Annotated in this window: 19 protein-coding genes and 2 pseudogenes; 12 read left to right on the forward strand and 9 right to left on the reverse strand. The window is 54.2% G+C overall.

Annotation, left to right across the window (positions count from 1 at the left end):
• Nucleotides 1-557 precede the first annotated feature (557 nt).
• The 3 genes from H7A79_RS03375 (at nt 558) to H7A79_RS03385 (ending at nt 3637) form a co-directional block, all read left to right on the forward strand.
• Nucleotides 558-1286, forward strand: a complete 729-nt coding sequence (locus H7A79_RS03375) for a metal ABC transporter ATP-binding protein (RefSeq protein ID WP_187001051.1) — start codon at nt 558-560, stop codon at nt 1284-1286.
• A 120-nt stretch (nt 1287-1406) separates the two neighbouring features.
• On the forward strand, nt 1407-2282 hold the full coding sequence (locus H7A79_RS03380) for a metal ABC transporter permease (protein ID WP_187001052.1): 876 nt from the start codon (nt 1407-1409) through the stop codon (nt 2280-2282).
• 446 nt (nt 2283-2728) lie between these two features.
• Nucleotides 2729-3637, forward strand: coding sequence for a metal ABC transporter solute-binding protein, Zn/Mn family (locus H7A79_RS03385; RefSeq protein ID WP_135035148.1), 909 nt, complete (start codon nt 2729-2731; stop codon nt 3635-3637).
• 333 nt (nt 3638-3970) lie between these two features.
• Here the strand turns inward: H7A79_RS03385 and mpl are convergent, their stop codons facing one another.
• Nucleotides 3971-5353 (reverse strand): UDP-N-acetylmuramate:L-alanyl-gamma-D-glutamyl-meso-diaminopimelate ligase, encoded by a 1383-nt coding sequence (mpl, locus tag H7A79_RS03390; protein WP_187001053.1) that lies wholly within the window; start codon nt 5351-5353, stop codon nt 3971-3973.
• Nucleotides 5354-5615: 262 nt separating this feature from the next.
• Here mpl and H7A79_RS03395 point away from each other — a divergent pair, with 262 nt between their 5' ends.
• The 3 genes and pseudogenes from H7A79_RS03395 to H7A79_RS03405 all read left to right on the forward strand — a co-directional run bounded on the left by H7A79_RS03395 (nt 5616) and on the right by H7A79_RS03405 (nt 7940).
• On the forward strand, nt 5616-7160 hold the full coding sequence (locus tag H7A79_RS03395) for a sodium-dependent transporter (protein WP_187001054.1): 1545 nt from the start codon (nt 5616-5618) through the stop codon (nt 7158-7160).
• On the forward strand, nt 7157-7249 hold the full coding sequence (locus H7A79_RS03400; RefSeq protein ID WP_135035139.1) for a methionine/alanine import family NSS transporter small subunit: 93 nt from the start codon (nt 7157-7159) through the stop codon (nt 7247-7249). The genes H7A79_RS03395 and H7A79_RS03400 overlap by 4 nt, the downstream gene beginning before the upstream one ends.
• A gap of 111 nt (nt 7250-7360) precedes the next feature.
• Nucleotides 7361-7940: pseudogene (locus H7A79_RS03405) on the forward strand (IS1595 family transposase).
• Between the two features lie 186 nt (nt 7941-8126).
• Here H7A79_RS03405 and H7A79_RS03410 read toward each other — a convergent pair.
• Both H7A79_RS03410 and H7A79_RS03415 read right to left on the reverse strand, forming a co-directional pair.
• Nucleotides 8127-8279 carry a YceI family protein gene (locus H7A79_RS03410; protein ID WP_135035136.1) on the reverse strand — a complete coding sequence of 51 codons (153 nt, stop codon included), beginning with the start codon at nt 8277-8279 and terminating at the stop codon, nt 8127-8129.
• Nucleotides 8280-8520: 241 nt separating this feature from the next.
• Nucleotides 8521-11244 (reverse strand): M16 family metallopeptidase, encoded by a 2724-nt coding sequence (locus H7A79_RS03415; RefSeq protein WP_187001055.1) that lies wholly within the window; start codon nt 11242-11244, stop codon nt 8521-8523.
• Nucleotides 11245-11601: 357 nt separating this feature from the next.
• Here H7A79_RS03415 and H7A79_RS03420 point away from each other — a divergent pair, with 357 nt between their 5' ends.
• Nucleotides 11602-11730 (forward strand): hypothetical protein, encoded by a 129-nt coding sequence (locus tag H7A79_RS03420; RefSeq protein ID WP_281384970.1) that lies wholly within the window; start codon nt 11602-11604, stop codon nt 11728-11730.
• Here H7A79_RS03420 and H7A79_RS03425 read toward each other — a convergent pair.
• Entirely contained in the window at nt 11707-12366 is a 660-nt protein-coding gene (locus tag H7A79_RS03425) for a MarC family protein (protein ID WP_135035130.1), read from the reverse strand. The genes H7A79_RS03420 and H7A79_RS03425 overlap by 24 nt on opposite strands.
• 154 nt (nt 12367-12520) lie before the next feature.
• Between H7A79_RS03425 and H7A79_RS03430 the strand changes: the two are divergent.
• A pseudogene (locus H7A79_RS03430) lies at nt 12521-12843 on the forward strand (DUF2628 domain-containing protein); the annotation flags it as partial.
• Between the two features lie 239 nt (nt 12844-13082).
• Here H7A79_RS03430 and rodA read toward each other — a convergent pair.
• The 5 genes from rodA to H7A79_RS03455 are packed head-to-tail and all read right to left on the reverse strand — an operon-like array spanning nt 13083 to nt 18670.
• Nucleotides 13083-14132, reverse strand: a complete 1050-nt coding sequence (rodA, locus tag H7A79_RS03435) for a rod shape-determining protein RodA (RefSeq protein ID WP_187001612.1) — start codon at nt 14130-14132, stop codon at nt 13083-13085.
• A gap of 53 nt (nt 14133-14185) precedes the next feature.
• Nucleotides 14186-16246, reverse strand: coding sequence for a penicillin-binding protein 2 (mrdA, locus tag H7A79_RS03440; protein ID WP_187001056.1), 2061 nt, complete (start codon nt 16244-16246; stop codon nt 14186-14188).
• Nucleotides 16246-16746, reverse strand: coding sequence for a rod shape-determining protein MreD (gene mreD / locus H7A79_RS03445; RefSeq protein ID WP_135035124.1), 501 nt, complete (start codon nt 16744-16746; stop codon nt 16246-16248). The genes mrdA and mreD overlap by 1 nt, the downstream gene beginning before the upstream one ends.
• 8 nt (nt 16747-16754) lie before the next feature.
• Nucleotides 16755-17594 (reverse strand): rod shape-determining protein MreC, encoded by an 840-nt coding sequence (gene mreC / locus H7A79_RS03450; RefSeq protein WP_187001057.1) that lies wholly within the window; start codon nt 17592-17594, stop codon nt 16755-16757.
• A gap of 35 nt (nt 17595-17629) precedes the next feature.
• Nucleotides 17630-18670 (reverse strand): rod shape-determining protein, encoded by a 1041-nt coding sequence (locus H7A79_RS03455; protein ID WP_135035118.1) that lies wholly within the window; start codon nt 18668-18670, stop codon nt 17630-17632.
• Nucleotides 18671-18886: 216 nt separating this feature from the next.
• Between H7A79_RS03455 and gatC the strand changes: the two genes are divergently transcribed.
• The 4 genes from gatC (at nt 18887) to H7A79_RS03475 (ending at nt 22067) form a co-directional block, all read left to right on the forward strand.
• Nucleotides 18887-19177, forward strand: a complete 291-nt coding sequence (gatC, locus tag H7A79_RS03460; protein WP_135035115.1) for an Asp-tRNA(Asn)/Glu-tRNA(Gln) amidotransferase subunit GatC — start codon at nt 18887-18889, stop codon at nt 19175-19177.
• A 71-nt stretch (nt 19178-19248) separates the two neighbouring features.
• Nucleotides 19249-20697 (forward strand): Asp-tRNA(Asn)/Glu-tRNA(Gln) amidotransferase subunit GatA, encoded by a 1449-nt coding sequence (gene gatA, locus H7A79_RS03465; RefSeq protein ID WP_187001058.1) that lies wholly within the window; start codon nt 19249-19251, stop codon nt 20695-20697.
• 307 nt (nt 20698-21004) lie between these two features.
• Entirely contained in the window at nt 21005-21655 is a 651-nt protein-coding gene (locus H7A79_RS03470) for an IS1595 family transposase (protein WP_186999880.1), read from the forward strand.
• Between the two features lie 220 nt (nt 21656-21875).
• Nucleotides 21876-22067 carry a CFI-box-CTERM domain-containing protein gene (locus H7A79_RS03475; protein WP_353663640.1) on the forward strand — a complete coding sequence of 64 codons (192 nt, stop codon included), beginning with the start codon at nt 21876-21878 and terminating at the stop codon, nt 22065-22067.
• Nucleotides 22068-22079 lie beyond the last annotated feature (12 nt).

Below are 22079 nucleotides of genomic sequence, written 5' to 3' on the forward strand. Positions count from 1 at the left end.
CACTCTCCCAGGCTGTCGGGCAGGCGGCTTGGACAGCGCACGGATATGCTGCCTTTGCCCTCGCGCAGCCATGGCATTTTCAATCAGAGTATCGCGGTGCAGTTTTAAGGTTGGGTGTGCCGTGAAGCAGGCTGCCGTTCATATTTCGGGGGTATCGGAAGTATCGGGCTTTATTGTACGCCATTTGCGCCGGTGCTGCCTTTCAGACGGCCTGTCGTGAACCGGCTTCATGCCGGCACGGCAGGGCTCAAAGCCAATGATGATATTAAGATACTGAAATGCCGATAGAATCAATTCCGCGATGTTGGCTTGCCTGCGGTTTGCCGTGTATCAAAATGGATTGCCTGCTATTGCGTTTCGGCACGGCCGCTGCCTGTGTTTTACAAATATAATGTTATACAGTATCATTTATGCTTTTCAGCCTTGCAGGCAAACGCAAGGCCGTCTGAAAGAGTGTTAAGCATGAATTCCATTTTACTCACCGGCCTCGCCCAGCGTCTGCTGCCGGCCTCTGCCGCCCTTACTTTGCTGTGGGGTGTTTATTTTTGGGCGGTTGCATGAGCATTTTGGTTGAAAACCTCACCGTAAGCTACCGCCGCCGGCCGGCCGTCCATCATTTGAACACCGAATTTGCCGATGGCTGTATGTGCGCAGTGTCCGGCCCCAACGGAGCGGGCAAATCCACCTTGCTCAAGGCGGCGGTGGGGCTGCTGAAGGCCGACACCGGCACGGTGCGCCTTATCGGTTTGCGCCGCCGGGACATCGCCTACCTGCCGCAACAGTCCGATATCGACCGCAGCCAGCCCATCAGCGTGTTTGAGTTGGCGGCAATGGGGCTGTGGTATGAAATCGGCTTTTTCGGCCGGGTTGATGCCGCGCAGCGCCGGCGGGTAACGGATGCACTGGCGCGCGTGGGCATGGCCGGCCTGGCCGACCGCCCGATCGCCCATCTTTCCAACGGCCAGTTTCAGCGCGTTTTGTTTGCGCGTATGTTGGCGCAAGATGCAAAGTTTCTGCTGCTTGACGAGCCGTTTAATGCGGTTGATGCCAAAACCACTTATGCGCTGCTCGATGTTTTGCGCCGCTGCCACAGCAACGGCCAGTCTGTTGTGGCGGTGCTGCACGATTACGGGCAGGTTCGGGCGTATTTTCCCGAAACGCTGCTGATTGCCCGCGACAAAATCGCCGAGGGTGCCACCGAAAAAGTGCTGACCGAAACTTTTCTGCAACAGGCCGACGCCGCCATGCAGCGGCACGCAACGGCCGATTGGTGCGAAACGGCCTGATGAAACCGCGTGTGCAATCTGTTTCAGACGGCTGCAAACAGATTCAGGCCGTCTGAAAACCGTCCGCCTACTATCCGATAAACCGCCGCCTGATATTTCAGACGGCCTTTGGCTGCCAATATGAATCTTTACGAGTTAATCACTACTCCGTTTGCCGAATTCGACTTTATGCGCTACGCGCTCGCATCGGTGGTGTGCCTGGCGCTCAGTGCCGCGCCGGTGGGCGTGTTTCTGGTGATGCGCCGCATGAGCCTGATCGGCGATGCCCTCAGCCATGCCGTGCTGCCCGGCGCCGCTGCCGGCTATATGTTTGCCGGATTGAGTATGCCCGCCATGAGTGCGGGCGGCTTTGCGGCGGGCATGCTGATGGCGCTGCTGGCCGGTTTGGCCAGCCGTTTTACCTCGTTGAAAGAAGATGCCAACTTCACCGCCTTCTATTTAAGCAGCCTGGCTCTCGGCGTGGTGTTGGTGAGCAAAAACGGCAGCAGCATCGATCTGCTGCATCTGCTGTTCGGTTCGGTGCTGGCGGTAGATTTGCCCGCGCTGCAACTGATTGCCGCTGCCGCCAGCGTTACCGTCGTAGCTTTGGCCGTGATTTACCGCCCTCTGGTGCTCGAAAGCATAGACCCGCTGTTTTTACAATCGGTAAACGGCAAAGGCGGCTTTTGGCACGTTTTGTTTTTAGTGCTGGTGGTGATGAACCTGGTGGCAGGCTTTCAGGCGCTGGGCACACTGATGTCGGTGGGGCTGATGATGCTGCCGGCGATTAGCGCGCGCCTGTGGGCGAAAAATATGGGCATGCTCCTGCTGCTGGCGGTATTAACCGCTTTGGCGTGCGGCTTCGGCGGACTGCTGTTTTCGTATTACATCGAAATTCCCTCCGGCCCCGCGATTATCCTATGGTGCAGCGCAGTTTATCTGGTTTCGGTGTTGTTCGGCCTCGAAGGCGGCATTATCCCGAAATGGCTGCGCCATAAAAAACACCGCCGGGCGTGAACCCGGCAGTTTTTTCAGACGGCCTGATGCCTTTGCCCAAATACCCTGAGGCCGTCTGAAAGACTGAAACACCGCTGTTTTCGCGCAGTCGGGAATGGCGGCAGATGGAATGATGCCGGCGCTGCGCGGCCATGCCTTGCGGCTTTTTTTGGATTTTGCAAAGATTCAAGCTGCTTTTTTCAGACGGCCTAAGCTGTTACGGCGGGTTCCGGGCGCGGCTTAACCGCCGCCCCGCTTAACAATAACTGCGCACGGAACCGGTGCAGCCACCGCTTCGGCGGCCGGAAAAACCGTTCTCTTGGGCTCAGGCGGACAATGCCTTAACACAAGTCAAACGAATCCACTATAAAGCCGCGCCGGCTCCGTGCCGGTTGCAGCGTATGCGGCCTTGCTGTGATTTTTTGCAGCTTGGCCATATTGACAACCCTATATCAAAGGAGTGCACAATGAAACATTGGAAAACCGGCCTGACTGCCGCGCTGTTATCCGGCAGCCTCTTTGCCGCCCCGATCAACGTAGTGGCCAGCTTCAGCATTTTGGGCGACATTGCCAAACAAATAGGCGGCGAACGCGTGGCCGTGCAGAATTTGGTCGGCCCCGACCAGGATTCGCACGCCTACCATATCACCAGCGGCGACATCAAAAAAATCCGCAATGCCAAGCTGGTGCTGATGAACGGCCTGGGGTTTGAAGGCGGCAGCGTCCAACGCGCGGTGAAACAAAGCAAAGTGCCTTACGCCGAAGCGGCCGCGGGCATTGCCGCGCTCAAAGCGCCCGAAAGCGGCCATGCGCACGGCCACGGCCATGATCATGCCCACGACCACCATCACGGCGGATACGACCCCCACGTTTGGGCCGACCCCGTGCTGATGCGGGCCTACGCCCAAAACGTTGCCGATGCTCTGATTCAAGCCGACCCGCAAGGTGCAGCCCACTACCGCCAACGCCTGAACGCCTATCGGGGCGAGCTGGAAAAACTCCATGCCGATGCGCAGAAATCGTTTGCCGCCATCCCGCCCAACCAACGCAAAGTGCTCACCGGCCACGATGCTTTCGCCTATATGGGCAAACGCTACCACATCCGCTTCATTTCCCCGCAGGGTGTGAACACTTCTGCCGAGCCCTCGGCCAAGCAGGTTGCCGCCATCATCCGCCAAGTCAAGCGGGAAGGCATTAAAGCCGTATTCACCGAAAACATCAAAGACACCCGCATGATTGACCGCATCACCCAAGAAACCGGCATGAAACCCGGCGGCAAGCTCTATTCGGACGCGCTCAGCAACGGAGCACCGGCCGACACCTATGTGAATATGTACCGCTACAACGTGCGCCTGCTCAGCGGTGCCATGAAATAAGCGTTTGACCGGCCGCAACCGTTCTGGCCGTCTGAAAAGCAGACAGTATCTTGCTTTCAGACGGCCTGATGAGTATGTTGAAACCTTTGCAAAACTCATCGAGGCCGTCTGAAACGCTTAAATACCGTCATACCCGGGCTTGACCCGGGCATCTTTTTGTTTGGTTGGAAGAAATAACCAATACTCGGGGCAGGCACGGGTATAACGGCAAGGATATAAAAACGAAGGCCGGCAAAAACCCCATCAGGCCGTCTGAAAACAAATACTGTTTGTTTTTCAGACGGCCTGATGGGTATGTTATCAATACATTCCGGCTCAACAACCGGCTGCGGTTTAACGCTCTTCCAGCAAAGCCAACAGCTTGTCGTGGATGCCGCCGAAGCCGCCGTTGCTCATCACCAGGATATGGTCGCCCTGCCGGGCGGCTGCTGCAACTGCCGCCGTGAAGGCATCGAAATCTTTATCTGTGTGCAGTTTGCTTCCCAGCTGGGCAAGCGCGCCGGCGGCATCCCAATCGACACCGCCTGCATAACAGAACACTTGGTCGGCTTCTGCCAGGCTTTCAGGCAGCGCGGCTTTCATGGTGCCGAGCTTCATGGTGTTGGAGCGCGGCTCCAACACGGCCAAAATACGCGCCGCCCCCACTTTTTGGCGCAGGCCTGCCACGGTGGCGGCGATGGCGGTGGGGTGGTGGGCGAAATCGTCATAAACGGTAACGCCGCCGGCCTCGCCTTTGATTTCCATGCGCCGTTTCACGTTTTTAAAGGCACTCAAGGCTTCGCAGGCCGTCTGAACATCCACACCGGCGTGGCGGGCGGCGGCAATCACGGCCAGTGCGTTCATGCAGTTGTGGCCGCCGATCAGGCTCCACGCTACCCGCCCGACTGCCTGCCCTTGCAGCAGAACGTCAAACGAGCTGTCTGCCGCAGCGCTGCCTGCCTGCCAGCCTGAAGCGGTGCCGAAGGTTTCAACGGCCGTCCAACAGCCTTTATCCAAGGTGTCTTGCAGACTTTGCTCGGTGCCGTTGGCAACAATCAAGCCGTCTGAAGGAATGGTGCGCACAAGGTGGTGGAATTGGGTTTGAATGGCGGCCAGGTCGGCGAAAATATCGGCATGGTCGAATTCGAGATTGTTCAAAACAGCGGTGCGCGGGCGGTAATGCACGAATTTGCTGCGTTTGTCGAAAAATGCGGTGTCGTATTCATCGGCTTCGATAACGAAAAACGGCGACTGTGAATGCGGGTCTTGGCGCGGATGCTGCGGCAGGCGGGCAGACACGCTGAAATTCTGCGGCACGCCGCCTATCAGAAAGCCCGGTGCCAAACCGGCGTATTCAAGCACCCACGCCAGCATCGAAGCGGTGGTGGTTTTGCCGTGTGTGCCGGCTACGCCCAGCACCCAACGCCCCTGCAACACGTTTTCGGCCAGCCACTGCGGGCCGGAAGTATAAGGCAGGCCGCGGTTCATCACCGCTTCCACCACTTCCATGCCGCGCTTGGCTACATTGCCGATCACATAAACATCGGCGGGAAAAATATCCAGCTGTGCGGCATCAAAGCCTTCGTGCACGGCGATGCCCAAGCCCTCGAGCTGGGTGCTCATCGGCGGGTAGATTTTGGCATCGCAGCCGGTTACTTTAAAGCCTGCTTCTTGGGCAATGGCCGCCACACCGCCCATAAAGGTGCCGCCGATACCGATAATGTGGATATGTTTCATAGCTGGATTTCTGCGCGTAAAAAATGTGATTATATAGTGAATCGGCGGTGTGTCTGCGCCACCCTGCCGGTTTTCTGCCCGATGCCTGCAGCCGCAGGCCGCGCGGTGAGTGCCAGCCGCACAAGCCCACCCCTTAATTTTTCTCGCACAACTTTACATAAATCAGTATGATAGCAACCTTACCGGCAGAAACCCGCCTGCTGCACACACTTCAGGTCTGCCGGCAGATAAAACCATATTTGAATTTTGAAGAGGTATCACCGTGTCTGATTCTAACCAATCCAAACGCGAAACCTTCTCGAGCCGTAAAGCATTTATGTTTGCCGCCATCGGCTCGGCGGTAGGTTTGGGCAATATTTGGCGTTTCCCCTATGTAGCTTACGACAACGGCGGCGGCGCGTTTATCGTTCCCTACCTGATTGCGCTGCTCACCGCAGGTATTCCCTTGCTGTTTTTAGACTACGCCATCGGCCACCGTTACCGCGGCTCGCCTCCGTTGGCGTTCCGCCGCATCAACCGCGCCTTAGAGCCTTTCGGCTGGTGGAACGTGCTGGCCAACGTGATTATCTGCATCTACTATGCCGTGATTATCGGCTGGGCAGCCAGCTACACCTATTATTCGCTGGTGGGCGCATGGGGTGCCGACCCGCAGGCTTTTTTCTTTAAAGACTATCTGCATATGGCAGACGGCGCATCCGTAGGCTTCGATTTCGTGGGCAAAGTGCTCGGCCCCTTAGTCGGCGTATGGATTTTTACTTTTCTGATTCTCGCATTGGGCGTGCAAAAAGGCGTGGCGCGATCATCGAGCTTCTTTATGCCGCTTTTGGTGGTGATGTTTCTGATTATGGTCGCCATCGCGCTGACCCTTCCGGGAGCGGCCAAAGGTTTGGATGCGCTGTTCACGCCCGATTGGTCGAAGCTCTCCAATCCCGGCGTGTGGGTTGCCGCCTACGGCCAGATTTTCTTCTCGCTTTCCATCTGCTTCGGCATTATGGTAACTTACTCTTCTTATCTGAAACCCAAATCCGACCTTACCGGCACCGGCCTGGTTGTGGGCTTTGCCAACAGCAGTTTTGAAGTATTGGCCGGCATCGGCGTGTTTGCCGCGCTGGGCTTCATGGCCGCTGCCGCAGGAAAAGAAGTCAGCGATGTGGCCTCTTCAGGCATCGGTTTGGCCTTTATCGCCTTCCCCACCATCATCAACCAAGCACCGTTCGGCCCGTTAATCGGCCTACTGTTCTTCGGCTCGCTGGTTTTTGCCGGCATCACCTCGATGATTTCGATTGTGGAGGTAATTATCGCCGCAGTGCAAGACAAACTGCGCCTGGGGCGCATTGCCGCAACCTTCGCCGTATGTCTGCCGATGGGCATCGTTTCGGCACTGCTTTTCGGCACCACCACCGGCCTGCCGGTATTGGATGTGTTGGATAAATTCGTCAATACCTACGGCATTGTTGCCGCCGGTTTCCTATATGTTTTAGCTTTGGCCGCCGCAAAAAAACTGCCGGTGCTGCGCCAACACATCAACACAGTTTCATCTTTTAAAATCGGCACCTTATGGTATATTTTCGTGGGTATCACCATCTCCGTACTCGGCTATATGCTGTTTAACGACACCCAAACCCTGCTGGCCGAAAACTACGAAGGCTACCCCGACTGGTTCTTAAACACTTTCGGCTGGGGTATGTCGCTGGGCTTGGTTGTGCTGGCACTGCTGCTGTCGCTGCTGCCCTGGCGCATGGAAAACAAATTCAACCCCGATGAAGCCCACCCGTCAAACGGCACCCACAAAGGAGAACAACCATGAACACCGCCGCCATCACCATGCTCGTGATAACGCTTATTATCATTTGGGGCGGGTTTATTCTTTCAGTGATACGCCTGCCGAAAGAATAACCCACCACCAAACCGCAAATCATCAAAGGCCGTCTGAAAATATTTTCAGACGGCCATTATTTTTAAGGGGCTGACGTAGATTGGTAATGATGCCAAGCTACGAAAATGTAGATAACCCATTGCAAATTAAGCAAGAGAGTTCAAAAGAAACTGCTTGAATTTTTTGTACTCCAAGTTACTGCCCGTTCCGCTGCCGATGAAATTTTTGACGTTCCGGTTGAGCTGGATGAAAGCTGTTCCGGCGGTCATCGCAAAGGAAAACGCGGAAGCGGTGTGGCAGGGAAAGCGGTCGTTTTCGGCATTCTGCAACGGCAGTCAGGTTATATAACGGCAGTCAGGTTATATACGGTTGTAGCCGGTAATGCCGAGTCCGAGCCATTAGTGCCTGTAATCAAAAAGAAAATCATGCCGGACAGTATCGTTTATACGGATGGCCTGAGCAGCTGTGGCAAGCCGGATGTAAGCGGTTTTACCCACCACCGTATCAACCATTCCAAAGCGTTTGCCGACTGCCAAAACCATATCAACGGCATGGAAAATTTTTGGAATCAGGCGCAGCGCGTTTTTGCGCAAATATAACGTTATTGACCGAAAATCCTTTCCACTGTTCTTGAAAAAAAGTGGGTTTCGGTTTCAACTTCAGCACACTGTTAGGCAGCTAAAAACGCTGTGTGATTGGTGTGGAATTTAGGGCTAATTTACGTCAGCTCCTAAACTGTAAGGTTGCTAGTAGCAGACAGAATAAGTCATGTAGTGGCCGGAGCAACGCTATAATTATTTCCTCATTTGCTTCAGCCTATAACGGTTTCAAAATCCCTGCCGCAGATTTTGGCTTTCTTTCAATATGGGTCTTTATAACAATTGAATTTGGTAGCTTTCAAGGTAACAGATACAGTTTTCCCAACAGAGTGAGATTGCTGATTACAGATCTGGCTTGATTGTCTTTAACGTTAAAGCAAGTGGATTGGAAGCAAATTTCAGGGTATTGGGCAACATTGAACAAGTCGGTGCTTTTCAGGTGTCCGTTCAATTGAGTGTTGTTGGGAGCTGATGATGTTGGGTGGAATTTTCATGTCAATGGAGCTAGTTTAGGCTTGACGGTCAAACTGCACATTGCCTCTGAAATTATAGGAGCCGGCAGGCAGTATTGTTGCTGGTAATGGTGAAACAAAGTGTTTAACAGGTTTTTCATAGAGATCACTGAGATGGACAAGTTTGAATGCAAGATCTCAGCCTGTTGTGCCTAAAATATCGGGTTTGTGGCTAAAAATTTATTGCGCCGGGTCGATTAACAGCACCCGTGCATTCGGGCTGGACCATAGCAATTTTGCTGTTTGGCGCAGTCGGGTTTGAATGATGGTTCGGTGTAACTCAGGCAGGCGGCTGAGATAGCGGGCATCGCCGTAGCGGCGGTGGCTGGCGGCCAGCCGCTCCAGCCATATTTCGGGATTTTGTTGCCGCTTGGCTTCCTGTTCGATAAAAAGTTGTTGCAGATTATCGGCCTCGGTTTTGCTGATATTTTCGGGGAGACTTTCCAATATTTGCCGGGCAGTTTGCCAGGCTTCGGCAGCCTGTTCGGGGCGGGTGCTGAAAAACAGGTTGCTTTCTACCCGGTTGTAAACGGGTTGCGGCCGGGCGGTAAATTTTACGCCGTAGGTATTTTGGTTGCGGCTGCGCAGCGCATCTTTCAGGCGGGCGTTGGCGAGATTGACCAAAAGCGGAATCTGCTCGGAGGTGTCGGGTGTCCAATCATAGAACGGCTGCCACGACCAAGCGTTGATATCCGTACCGCCGGTGTCGTTAATTGCAGCACGGCGCAGGGTGCTGCCTTTCAACAGTTCGACAGGGCGGTTTTCGGCGGCGCGGCGTGGAATATCGGCCAGATATTGCGCCAAAAGCGGTTTGATTTTTTCAGACGGCAGGCTGCTGGCCACATAATAGGTTGTGGGTGCCGAAGAAAGTTGTTTCCAATGTTGCAGCAGGTCGGTTTCGGTGAGTGCGCGTATTTCGCTGCTGTTTTGTGCCCGGCTTTCCGGGCGGCCGTAGCGCAGCAATTCCAGTTCTATCTCCTGCCGTCCGGGAACGGATTGCAGGTAAACGGGGTGGCGCAGGGCGGCGGTTTCGATCACGTTTTGCCAAGGCCCGGCAGATGGGGCTGTCTGGCGGCTGCGGTAAAGTTGCAGCAGGGATTCGAGTGTTTGTTTCGAGGCTTGAATATCGGTGGTTTGATGGTCGTTTTCAAGGCGGTAACGGTAGCTGATGCCTTGCTGCTGCTGCCATTGTTTGAGCGAACGGCCGCCGAAATCAGCGGGCGAAGAATGTGAAACTGCATCGGCCGCCAACTGAGCCTGCCACTCGTTAAGACCGTTTTGCCGGTAACCGCCCTCAGATACAGCTTTGAAATAGATCTTGCTGCCTGCCACGGCTTTTTGCAGCAGCACGGCTTTGTCGCCGTTGCTGAATTGCAGATAGCTGACTTTATTGTTGCTGTCAAAACTCTCCGACACGATTCTGCCTTGCCCTGTGTGCGGCGGAAAAGTGTTTGCGGTCGATCGGGCGGTTGTCGCGGCAGCAGCAGGCACGGCAGCACGGTTATCGGGTTTGCGTTGTAGTGCCGCAATAGGGTTGCTTGATTTGCCGGCAAGATCAAGTGTGTTTTCGGGGGCTTGAATCACGGTAAGCCGGTCGGAAGCAGCCAGCCAGGCGGCGATGCGTTTATTTACGGCGGCGGCACTGATTCGGTAAAGCTGGCCTCGCTCGAGGGTTTGATTGTCGGGTGTGGGGACGGGTTTGTCTGAAAGAACGGTGTCGTCAGCCAGCTGCACGATTTGGGGCAGGTTGTCGGGCAGGGCGGAAACGGTGTTCATATGGTTGTGCAACACCTTGCGGTAGGCGGCGGTTTCTTCATTGCCGGCAGGTTGCAGACGGATGGTTTCCACGGCGTTGTTAAGCAGATTGAGTGCCTCCTGCGCGCCTGTGGCAGCATCGGCATAAAATATCAGCGAGCCGGTTTGTTTGCCGATGTTGCCGAGTTTGAATGATACAGACGGCTCCGTATTTTGCAGACGGAGGTTGACGATATGGGCGGCGAAGTTGTCCAGCAGGCGGTGGTAATAGCCTTGGCTGCCGCTGCTTTGCGATGGGGTGTTGTGAAAGCGGTAAACCAATGACAGTTTGGTTTCGGTGTTGTCTTTATCGTGTATGTGTTCGGTGCGCGGTGTATCGGTGAGTTTGGGTTCGTATTCACCGGCTTCGCGTTCAGGCAGCGCGATGGGTTTCAGACGGCCTAAGTTTTCTTTGATGGCGGCCGCAGCTTTTTTAGGATTGATGTTGCCTGCCACCACCAACACAGCATTATTGCTGCCGTACCATTTGTTGTGGAAGCGGCCGGCAGTAGCCGCCTGTGCGGTTTCGATGGCGGTTTTGCTGCCGATGGGGGCGTAGCGCGCACTGCGCGAGCCGCTGTGCAGCAGGGCGTGGTATTGCCGGTTTAAGCGGTGTGGGAGCGTTTGCTGCCCGCGCCACTCGCCCAGCACAACCTGCTGCTCTTTAACCCAGTCGGCCGGAGAAAACGTTTGGGGGGTGAGAATTTGCCGGTAAACGGCCAGGGCCTGTTCAAGCTGCCGTCTGCCGTAGGGCGGTGTCAGCATATAGCGGGTATGGCGGTAGCCGGTTTGGGCATTGTAATGCCTGCCCATCTGCCAGCCTTCGGCATTGAGGCGGTTGCCCAAACCCTGCGGGAATGCCGGCGAGCTTTGGAATACCATATGTTCGGTGATGTGTGCGATACCTTCTTCGCCTTCGTTTTCATCGGCAGCGCCCGCGTTGATTTGCAGGTGAAGCACCAGGCGGCGCTCGGCGGAAGGCACTTTGAAAATATGATATGCCAAGCCGTTGTCGAGTGTGCCTGCGGTATATTCGGTTTGGGCGGCACGCGCAAAGGCGATGGAGAGGGCTGCTGCGGCAAACAGCAGTAAACGCGGGAATAAGAGCATATTGTAATGTGTCGGTTAACGCCCTGCGGCAGGCGGCGGGGCGGTGTTGTTATGGGTGTGGCAAATCTGTTTTGTTGCCGTTGCGGCGTTGCTGCGCTTCGGTTCGGAGGCAGCGGTTTAAGCCGCCGAAGCGGCAACAGAGCCGGTTTTGTGCGCTCTGTATTGCCTGCGGCTTGCTTGGTGCCGGAAATGCGTGATCCACTATTGCAGATTAAATATAAGCGGATACGGCATGGCTCCGACTTTGTATTGCTGGCAGTGTTAAGGCCGGTTGCCTTGTTTTGTTCGATTTCTTCCGCTGCATTTTATTTTGCGGCAGAAATTGCCGGCGCAAATTTAGCTGCTTTAGGCTGCATTATGCCTGTTTTTAATTATATTGAATACACAAGGCCGTCTGAAAACAAGAAATTGCAGTTTCAGACGGCCTTGTGCAGCCAATTAACCAACATTGTGGTGCCTTATTCAGGCAAGCAGTTGCGGAAATAGGGCTTTCAGGCCGGCCACGATAATTTCCACCGATACCGCCGCCAGCAGCATGCCCATGATGCGGTTGAGAATGGTCAGGCCGGTGTCGCCCAGCTTTTTGCTTACGCGGGAAGCCGCTGCCAACACGGTGTAGCAGATCAGGCTGATAATCAGGCCGGCGACCAGTATCGACAAAATATCCCGATAGCTTTCGGCAGCCGAGGCGTAAATAATCACGGTTGAAATGCCGCCGGGCCCTATCATCATGGGAATCGCCAGCGGCACCACGGCAATGGCGCCGATATTCTGCATCTGTTTGGGGCGGATGGTGATATCGTTGCTTTCATCGGTGCCGACATCGGGCTTGGCGGGGTTGCTGCCCTGGTTCATCATCGAAATGGCAATCAGCAGCACCAAGATGCCGCCGCCCACCTGAAACGCGCCGACACTGATGCCGAAGAGCCGCAAAATCATGCCGCCGGTGAGGGTGAAGGCGGCAATGCCGATAAAAACGGTGAGCGAGGCTATCTGGGTAACCCTGCGCCGCTCGCGCTTGCTCAGATTGCGGGTGAGGTCGAGATAAATCGAAAGCGCGCCGAAGGGGTTGATCAGCACCATAAATGCCAAAATCAGCTTGCCGATTTCCATGCCTATCATAAGGGTTCCTTGCGTTGTGTGGTTTCAATGTTTTTATACAAAGCCATATTCTATTGGAGTGGCATAACCCTGCCGCCTGCCTGCTGGTTGCTTTTTAGTGGTGGGTGTGGTTTTTTCTGCATATCTGCTCATTTTTTAATTAAAGGTTTTTTTTATGAAGACTTGTAAAATCTTTACACATTCTGCCGGCCGCTATGAAGCGGTCAAGCAGGGTTGGTCTTGGCCTGCATTTTTTCTTTGGTGCCGTTTGGGCTTGTGTGAAAAAAATGTGGCTTCTGGGCGTGGGGCTGCTGGCTGTGTTTTTTGTATTGGGTGTTGCGGCAGGCGGTAACGAATCTTTAGATAACCTGATTAATATACTCAGCCTAGCGGTCAGCATCGTATTCGGCATACACGGCAACAGACTGCGCGAACGCAAGCGGTTATTTGTAGATGCCTGAATCGGTTTCGGCACCGAATCCCGAAGCGGCGGTGGCTCTGCATATTTTAAATAATGAAAAACAAGCCGCCCGGCAGAGGCCGGAGCAGAAACGTAACCTTGAGCATGGATGCAGGCCTGCGCTGCGGCTGTTTCCACGGGCGGCTGCCTGCTTTCTTTAACACCGCATCCAATATATTTTCAGACGGCCTTTGAGAAGGCACAGGCCGTCTGAAAATAATCTGATTGTTTGATCATCCTTTATTCTTCGGCGGGTATTCTTCGGCAGACAGACTGGTTACCGCCGCTGGTTGCTGATGCCCATCAGTAGGGCGAGCACCACCATGATCGACAGCGTGGCGGTGCCGCCGTAGCTCACCAGCGGCAGCGGCACGCCCACCACAGGCAGTATGCCGCTGACCATGCCCATATTGACGAAAGCATAGCAGAAAAACGTCATGGTGAGTGCGCCTGCCAGCGTGCGGCTGTAGAGTGTGGGGGCTTTGGCGGCGATGTAGAGGCCGCGCCCGAGTATCAGCAGATAAATCACCAGCAGCAATATGTTGCCGATTAAGCCGAATTCTTCGCCGTAAACCGCGAAAATAAAATCGGTGGTGGCTTCGGGGATATAGTCGAGATGGGTTTGCGTGCCGTTGAGCCAGCCTTTGCCCCAAACACCGCCGGAGCCGATGGCAATCATCGACTGCAAAATATGGTAGCCCGCGCCGAGCGGGTCTTTTGTGGGGTCGAGCAGGGTGAGCACGCGCGTTTTTTGATAATCGTGCATACCGTAGTGCCAAATCAGCGGCAGCGCGGCCACAAAGCCGGCAACGGCGGCAAAAATCACCTTCCACGGCAACCCGGCAAAAAACACCACAAACAGCCCCGAAGCCATAATCAACGCAGCGGTGCCGAGGTCGGGCTGCTTCAGAATCAGCGTGCCGGGCACCAGCACCAGCGCAATGGCGGCCAAATAGTGATACCAGCGCAGCGACATTTCATAACGCTGGAGAAACCACGCCACCATCATGGGCAGGCCGATTTTCATGATTTCAGACGGCTGAATGCGCACCACACCGATATCGAGCCAGCGTTGTGCGCCATTAACGGTAATGCCGAAAAAATGCACGCCCAACAGCAACACCACCCCTGCGGTATATACGGGCAGGGCAAACACCGCCAGGGTCTGCGGGTGGGTTCTGGCGATAAACCACAGCAAAACAAAGCCCAACACGGTGTGCAGGGTTTTGTTTTCAAGCTGGCCGATATCCTGCCCGTCGGCAGAATAAAGCAGAAACAGGCTCATAATGTAAACCGCCAGCATGGCATAAAACAGCCACGGATCCATAGGCTGCCATATGGTGCGTTTGATTCTGTCGAACAGCGTGTCTTCGTTGATGTTCAAGGTGTCGCTCCCGAGGCCGTCTGAACGTTGCCGGCTGTGGCGTAAGCCTGTTGGAACACCGATGCTGCCGGCGGAGAGGCGGGGGCACCGGTTACGGTTTGTGAGGTGTTTTCCTGCTGGGGGGCGGAAGTGCCGGCAGCTTGAACGGCTCCGGCCGGCGCACGGCCTGCTTTCAGGGCGAGCAGGTAATAATCGCTCAGGCTGCGCGCCAGCGGTGCGGCACTGGCGCCCCAGCCGCCGTTTTCCAGCAGCACGGCAATGGCGATTTGCGGTTTTTCAACCGGTGCGAAAGAAATAAACCAAGCGTGGTCGCGGTGTTGTTCGGCCAGCGCGGCGGCGTTATAACGCGCTCCCTGTTTAATCTGCACCACTTGGGCGGTGCCGGTTTTGCCGCCCATGGTGTAGGGCAGGCCGTGGCCGATACGGTGGGCGGTGCCGCCCGGCTGCAGCACTCTGGCCATCGCCTGTTTAACGTATTCGAAATTGCTCTGTTTGAACGGAATGCTGCGCTCGGGTTTGGGGCTGATGAGTGTGATTTCGCGCCGCTCGTGATTGATCAGCTCTTTGACCAAATGCGGGCGGTACACTACACCGTCATTGGCAAGAGAGGCGGTGGCATGGGCCATCTGAAGGGGGGTGTAGGCATTATAGCCCTGGCCTATGCTCACCGAAACCATTTCAGACGGCTGCCATTGGCGCGTTTTAGGGTCTTTCGATTTGGCAAACCGTTTGGCTTTCCATTCGCGCGAAGGCAGAATGCCTTTGTATTCATTGGGCAAGTCGATGCCGGTGGGCGAACCCAAGCCGAATTCGGCCAGATAGGGAGCGGTTTTGTCGATGCCCAACTCATAGCCCAGGCGGTAGAAAAACGTGTCGGAGGATACTTGAACCGCTTTACTCAAATTGGCCGAACCGTGGCCTCGGCGTACCGAGTCGCGAAACAGGTGGCGCGAGCCCGGAATGCTCCACGCGCCCGGGGCGGGCACCACCGTGGTTTGGGTGATTTTGCCGCTTTCGAGCAAGGCCATGCCCATAAACGGCTTGAAGGTGGAGCCGGGCGGATACAGGCCTTGTGTTACACGGTTGATCAACGGCCGCTGCCAGTCTTCATTAAGGGCTTTCCAAGTGTCGCTGTCGATGCCGTCAATAAACAGATTGGGGTCGAAAGAGGGTTTTGACACAAAAGCCAACACGCCGCCCGTTTGCGGGTTGAGGGCGATAATCGCGCCGCGGCGGCCGTTCATCAGGCGGTCGGCCTCTTGCTGAAGGCGGATATCCATTGCCAGCCGCAGCGTTTGGCCGGTTTTGGCCGGCACGGTTTTCAAAACGCGCACCACATGTCCGTAAGCATCTTTTTCTACTTCCTGATAGCCGGGCGTGCCGTGAAGCTGGCGTTCGTAAAAGCCCTCCAGCCCCGATTTGCCGATATGGGTGCTGCCACGGTAGAGCGAAACAAGGCTTTCTTCTTCAAGTTTTTTTTGGTCGCGGTCGCTGATACGGCCGATATAGCCGAGAAAATGGGCCGTCAGCTCGGGGTAGCGGTAGTTGCGGAATGTGCGTGCGTTGATTTCCACGCCCTTGAAACGGTAAAGTTGGGCAGAAAGACGTGCAGCTTCATCGGGTTGCAGTTTGAGTTTGAGCGGAATATTCTCAAAAGAACGGTATTCGGCGCGGAATTTTCTGAAACGCTTCAAGTCGCCCGGGGTGATGTCCACATACGCCCGCAGGGCTTCGATGGTGTCTTCTGTTTTGCCCTTGATCTCTCCAGGCACGATTTCTAAAGAATAGGCCGGATAGTTGCTGGCCAGCACCACGCCGTTGGTATCGATGATTTCGCCGCGTATCGGCGGGGTGGGCACCAAAGAAATACGGTTGGTGTTGGCTTGGGCCACATACTCGTGGTGTTTGAATACTTGCAGATACACAAACCTGCCCAAAAGCAGGGCAAACAAAACCACCATCAATGCAAAGGCCAACACCAGCCGCAACATAAAATCGCGCTGTCTGCTGGCCACATCGTGATCGTGGCCTGTATATTGGTAGAGGTTGTTGTCCATCAGCGTAAACGGCGTGAGTTAAGCAGGCCGAGCATCACTTTGCTCAGCAGAGGCCACAGCAGCGCACCGACAAACGGCGCGGCAAAGCCCTGCCAATCGGTGAAACGGTGGTCGTGCATCAAGCGTATCAAAGCCATCACCGCCTGATTGCAGAGCAGGGCGCACAACACTGCCACCGCCTGTATGCCGTAGCTGTGCACCATAATCTGCCGTTGCCGCTGCTGCACCAAAAACACCATCACCATATACGACAGCGCGTGCAGGCCAAGCGGCGCGGCGGTGCCGACATCGGCCAGCAGCCCCACGGCAAACGCAATGCCCACACCGACCGACTGGGGTTTGTATAAAGCCCAATAAAGCAGCACCAATGCGGTAAATTCGGGTAGCCAGAAAAACGTTTCAAACGGAAACGGCATAAAATCCAACAACATGGCAAGCATGAAGCCGGATACGGTAATGCGTTTTGGCACGCGGCTGTGAAATTCTTCGGAATCAGTCATGGCTGGAATTAAAGGGCAGGAGGCTGCTGTTGCGGCAGCACCAACACATATTTGCTGCTTCTAAACCCCGAAAGCGGCTTCAGGCCTACCCGGTAATAAGGCGTGCCGTCAGCGCGGGCAACCTGTTCTACCTTGGCTACGGGAATGCCTTCGGGGTAAACGCTGTCAAGGCCGGAGGTGAGTAAAACATCGCCGGGGCGCAAGTCGGCATCGGCGGGAAAATAACGCAGGCTGACTGCACCGCCGCTGCCGTAGAGCAGGCTGCGTACGCCTGTACGCGCCACCATCACCGGCACGATGGTTTTACTGTTGGTCAGCAGCGTCAGCTCGGCAGAAAAAGGCTGCACCTGAGTAATCTGGCCGATAAGCCCGTTTTGATCGATAACGGCATCGCCTTCCTGCAAACCGCTGCGCCCGCCTTTATTGATAATCAGCTTGTCAGACAGCGGATCTTTGCTGTTTGAAATCACTTCGGCACCGCCGCTGATGCGGATACCGCTTTGTTGCAGGCCGTACAGCTTTTTCAGCTCGGCCAGCTCGCGGGTTTGCACAGACAAGCGGGCATCTGAAAGTTTCAGACGGCCGTTTTCTTCGTTCAGGCGTTTGTTGTCGGCCATGAGGTTTGCCTGCGACTGCATAAACCCGGCCACATAGCGGTAAAGGTTTACCGGTTGGTTGGCCAGCCATTGCAGCGGATAAAGCGCGGTAGCCGCATAGCCTTTGGCGTGTTGCACGGCGGCATAGCGGTTATCGAGCAGCATCAGCGCCACACCGGCAATGGAGAGCACAATCAGCTTGCTCAGCGGCTTCATGCCTTTTTGGGCGAAATTCAACGACGGTTCAGACATAATCTTTCAGACGGCCTGCTGCAGTGGTTTGGCTGTTAAGGGTTGACCACAAAAATCGAATTCAGTTTGCCGATCATATCCAAAGCCTTGCCCGAGCCGCGCGCCACGCAGGTGAGCGGATCTTCGGCAATCATCACCGGCAGGCCGGTTTCTTCGGCCAGCAGACGGTCTAAACCTTTGAGCAGCGCACCGCCGCCGGTCAGCACTAAGCCGCGTTCGGCAATATCGGCACCCAGTTCGGGCGGCGTTTGCTCCAAAGCGTTTTTTACCGATTGGACAATTTGGTTGAGCGGCTCGGTTAAGGCTTCCAACACCTCGTTGGAGCTGATGGTGAAGGCACGGGGAATGCCCTCGGCCAGATTGCGGCCTTTCACTTCGATTTCATTGACTTCCATGCCTGGAAAGGCCGAGCCGATTTTGGTTTTGATTTCTTCGGCGGTGGCCTCGCCGATCAGCATGCCGTAGTTGCGGCGCACATAATTGATGATGCTCTCGTCAAACGCATCGCCGCCCACGCGGATAGAGTGCGAATACACCACGCCCGAAAGCGAAATCACGCCCACTTCGGTGGTGCCGCCGCCGATGTCCACCACCATGCAGCCGGTAGGCTCCTCAATCGGCAGCCCCGCGCCGATGGCCGCGGCCATCGGCTCTTCAATCAGGTTTACGCTGGATGCGCCTGCCGCCAGCGCCGAATCGCGGATAGCCTTGCGCTCCACCTGGGTCGAACCGCAGGGCACGCAAATCACGATGCGGGGCGCGGCTGCAAAACGGCTGTTGTTCACCTTTTTGATAAACTGCTTGAGCATTTTTTCGGTAACGTTGAAATCGGCAATCACACCGTCTTTCATCGGGCGGATTGCCTGGATACTGCCCGGGGTGCGTCCCAACATTTTCTTGGCTTCGGTGCCTACGGCCAAAATCGCGCTTTTGCCGTGGGCGGCATCGTTCTGCATGGCCACCACCGAAGGCTCGTCCAACACAACCCCTTTGTTGCGGATATAAATCAAGGTGTTGGCCGTGCCCAAATCAATAGCCAGATCATTGGAAAAATAGCGGGTGAGAAAGCGAAACATAGACATTTCCTAATGTGGATATATTTTGTTAAACAATAAAAAGATAATGGCGGCACAGCTTTTTCAGACGGCCTTTTGTTATTAAAATGCCCGCAAACCACCATGCCGAAAGATTGGGTTTCGGTTATAATCGCCTGCTGAGCGGAGCAATAACCGGATAAACGCGTAATAATACCCCAGTTTCGGTATTTGCAGAATTAATTTTAAGGATTTTTTATGGCACTCACCCTGAGCGATGTAGAGAAAATCGCCCGTCTTTCCCGCCTGAGCCTTACCGATGCGGAAAAAGCGCAAAACCTGAAAGAATTGAATGACATATTTTCATTAGTGGAAAAAATGCAAACCGTAAACACTGACGGTATCGAACCGATGGCACACCCGCATGAAGCCGCCCTTCGCCTGCGCGGAGATGCCGTAACCGAAACCGACCGTGCCGCCCAGTACCAAGCTGTTGCGCCCGAAGTGCGCAACCGTTTGTATATCGTTCCTCAAGTGATTGAAGATTAAACCGTTTAATTTTTCAGACGGCCTGCTGCACCTGAATCTTGAGGCCGTCTGAAAAAGTTGGAAACCGCGAAATGACCGCATACACCCTCAAACAAGCCGGCCAACTGCTGCAGGCCAAAAAAATTTCCGCAGTCGAGCTTGCCCAAGAATATCTGGCTGCCATCGATGCCGCAAACCCCGCTATCAACGGTTACATCACTTTAGATAAAGAAAAAACTTTGGCTGAAGCCCAAGCCGCCGATGCGCGCATTGCCGCCGGCAACGCCACCGCGCTGACCGGCGTTCCGATTGCCTATAAAGATATTTTCTGCCAAACCGGCTGGCACAGTGCCTGTGCCAGCAGAATGCTCGATAATTTCGTGTCACCCTACACCGCCACCGTGGTGCAGAACCTGCTCGATGCCGGCATGGTTACGCTCGGCCGCACCAATATGGACGAATTTGCCATGGGCTCCACCAACGAAACTTCGTTTTACGGTGCCGCCAGAAACCCGTGGAATCTTGAAAACGTGCCCGGCGGCTCGTCCGGCGGTTCCGCCGCCGTGGTCGCTGCCCGTTTGACACCCGCCGCGCTCGGCTCCGACACCGGCGGCTCCATCCGCCAGCCCGCCTCACACTGCGGCATCACCGGCATCAAGCCCACCTACGGTATCGTTTCCCGCTTCGGCATGGTCGCCTATGCCTCCAGCTTCGACCAGGCCGGCCCGATGGCGCAAACCGCCGAAGACTGCGCGATTTTATTAAACAGCATGGCCAGTTTCGATACGCGCGATTCCACCAGCTTGGAACGCGAAAAAGAAGACTACACCCGCGACTTAAACCGGCCGCTCAAAGGCTTGAGGGTCGGTTTGCCGAAAGAATACTTGGGCGCAGGCAACAGTGCCGATGTTCAGACGGCCTTGCAGGCTGCCATCGATTTGCTCAAATCGATGGGTGCCGAAATGGTGGAGGTTTCCCTGCCGCAAACCGAATTATCGATTCCCGCCTATTATGTGCTCGCTTCTGCCGAAGCCGGCACCAATCTGTCGCGCTATGACGGCGTGCGCTACGGCCACCGCGCCGCCCGATTCGGCGATTTGGAAGAAATGTACAGCCACACCCGCGCCGAAGGCTTCGGCAGCGAAGTGAAGCGCCGCATCATGATCGGCACTTATGTGTTGAGCCACGGTTATTACGATGCCTATTACCTGAAAGCGCAAAAACTGCGCCGCTTGGTCGCCAACGATTTTCAGACGGCCTTCACGCAATGCGATGTGATACTCGCGCCCACCGCACCGACCACCGCGCCCAAACTCGGCAGCGATATCAACGACCCCGTGCAGATGTATTTGAGCGACATCTACACCATCGCCGTCAACCTCGCCGGCCTGCCCGCGCTGGCCCTGCCCGCCGGTTTCGGTTCAGACGGCCTGCCCGTGGGCGTGCAGTTAATCGGCAATTATTTCACCGAAGCGAAAATTTTGGGGGCAGCGCATCAGATGCAGCTGAATAGCGGTTGGCATAGCAGAATGCCTAAATAAAAAAATGACTTTATTTTATTGAAGGAGAAACTATGCACGGAAAAGTTAAATGGTTTAATAAGATAAAGGGTTTGGCTCGATTATTGGTGAAGACTCCAAAGAGTATTACTACGACTCCAAAGAGTATTACTACAATGTAAGAGATGTTCAAGGTGCAGACTTGCCTGAAAATAATGGTAATGAAGTGGCATTCGAGCCTTCTCAAAATAAATGCGGCTTAAAAGCGGTTGAAGTAAAATTATTGGCAAAAAATAAGGGGCTGTACTAGATAACTAGGGAAATTTAACTTCAGGTTAGAATAATCCCTATGAGAAAAAGTCGTTTAAGTCAGTACAAGCAAAACAAACTGATTGAACTATTTGTTGCAGGTGTTACCGCCCGCACAGCGGCGCAATTAGTTAGCGTCAATAAAAATACCGCTGCCTATTACTTCCACCGTTTGCGCTTACTTATCTATCACAACAGCCCGCATCTGGAAATGCTTGATGGTGAAGTAGAAGTTGATGAAAGCTATTTTGGCGGACAACGCAAAGGCAAACGTGGTCGCGGTGCGGCTGGCAAAGTGGCTGTATTCGGGCTTTTGAAGCGTAATGGTAAGGTTTACACCGTTGCCGTACCCAATACACAAACTGCGACTTTATTGCCAATTATCCGCGAGCAAGTGAAGCCTGATAGCATTGTTTATACCGATTGTTACAAAAGTTATGACGTTCTTGATGTGAGCGAATTTTCACATTTTCGGATCAATCACAGCACACATTTTGCTGAGCGACAAAATCACATTAACGGAATTGAGAACTTTTGGAACCAAGCAAAACGCCATTTACGCAAGTTTAACGGCATTCCCAAAGAGCATTTTGAACTGTATTTGAAAGAGTGTGAATGGCGTTTTAACAACAGTGAGATAAAATTTCAAATTTCTATTTTAAAACAATTAGTAAAGCAGGATTTGTTCTAGTTATCTAGGACAGCCCCAAAAATAATGTTAACAATAGAAGTAAAGATGAAAGGGAAACATGTAAATATTGTAAGAAAAAAATGATTTCATTATAAGAAAAAATGATTCCCAGAATGATCATACAAAATGGCGCACCATATAAGTCTGTGTCCATATTGCGCAGCAACACATAAACAATTTAGTAACTGCTTTATTGCTACCGCAGTTTATGGTGATTATGATGCGCCAGAAGATTTTACGCCATTTTCGAGATGAAAAACTCCTTGCCAATCAGGTAGGTAAACAATTCGTTAAAATGTATTACCGTTATTCGCCGCCTATCGCCGATTATTTGCGAAGTAAGCCGAAATTGGCAAAGATTGTGCGTTTTTGCTTAGACAAAACTTTTGTCAGCTATTTGAATAAAAAATGATTTTGACTTGAA

This window comes from Neisseria musculi (genome assembly GCF_014297595.2).
In the GTDB taxonomy this organism is placed as follows: Bacteria; Pseudomonadota; Gammaproteobacteria; order Burkholderiales; family Neisseriaceae; genus Neisseria; species Neisseria musculi.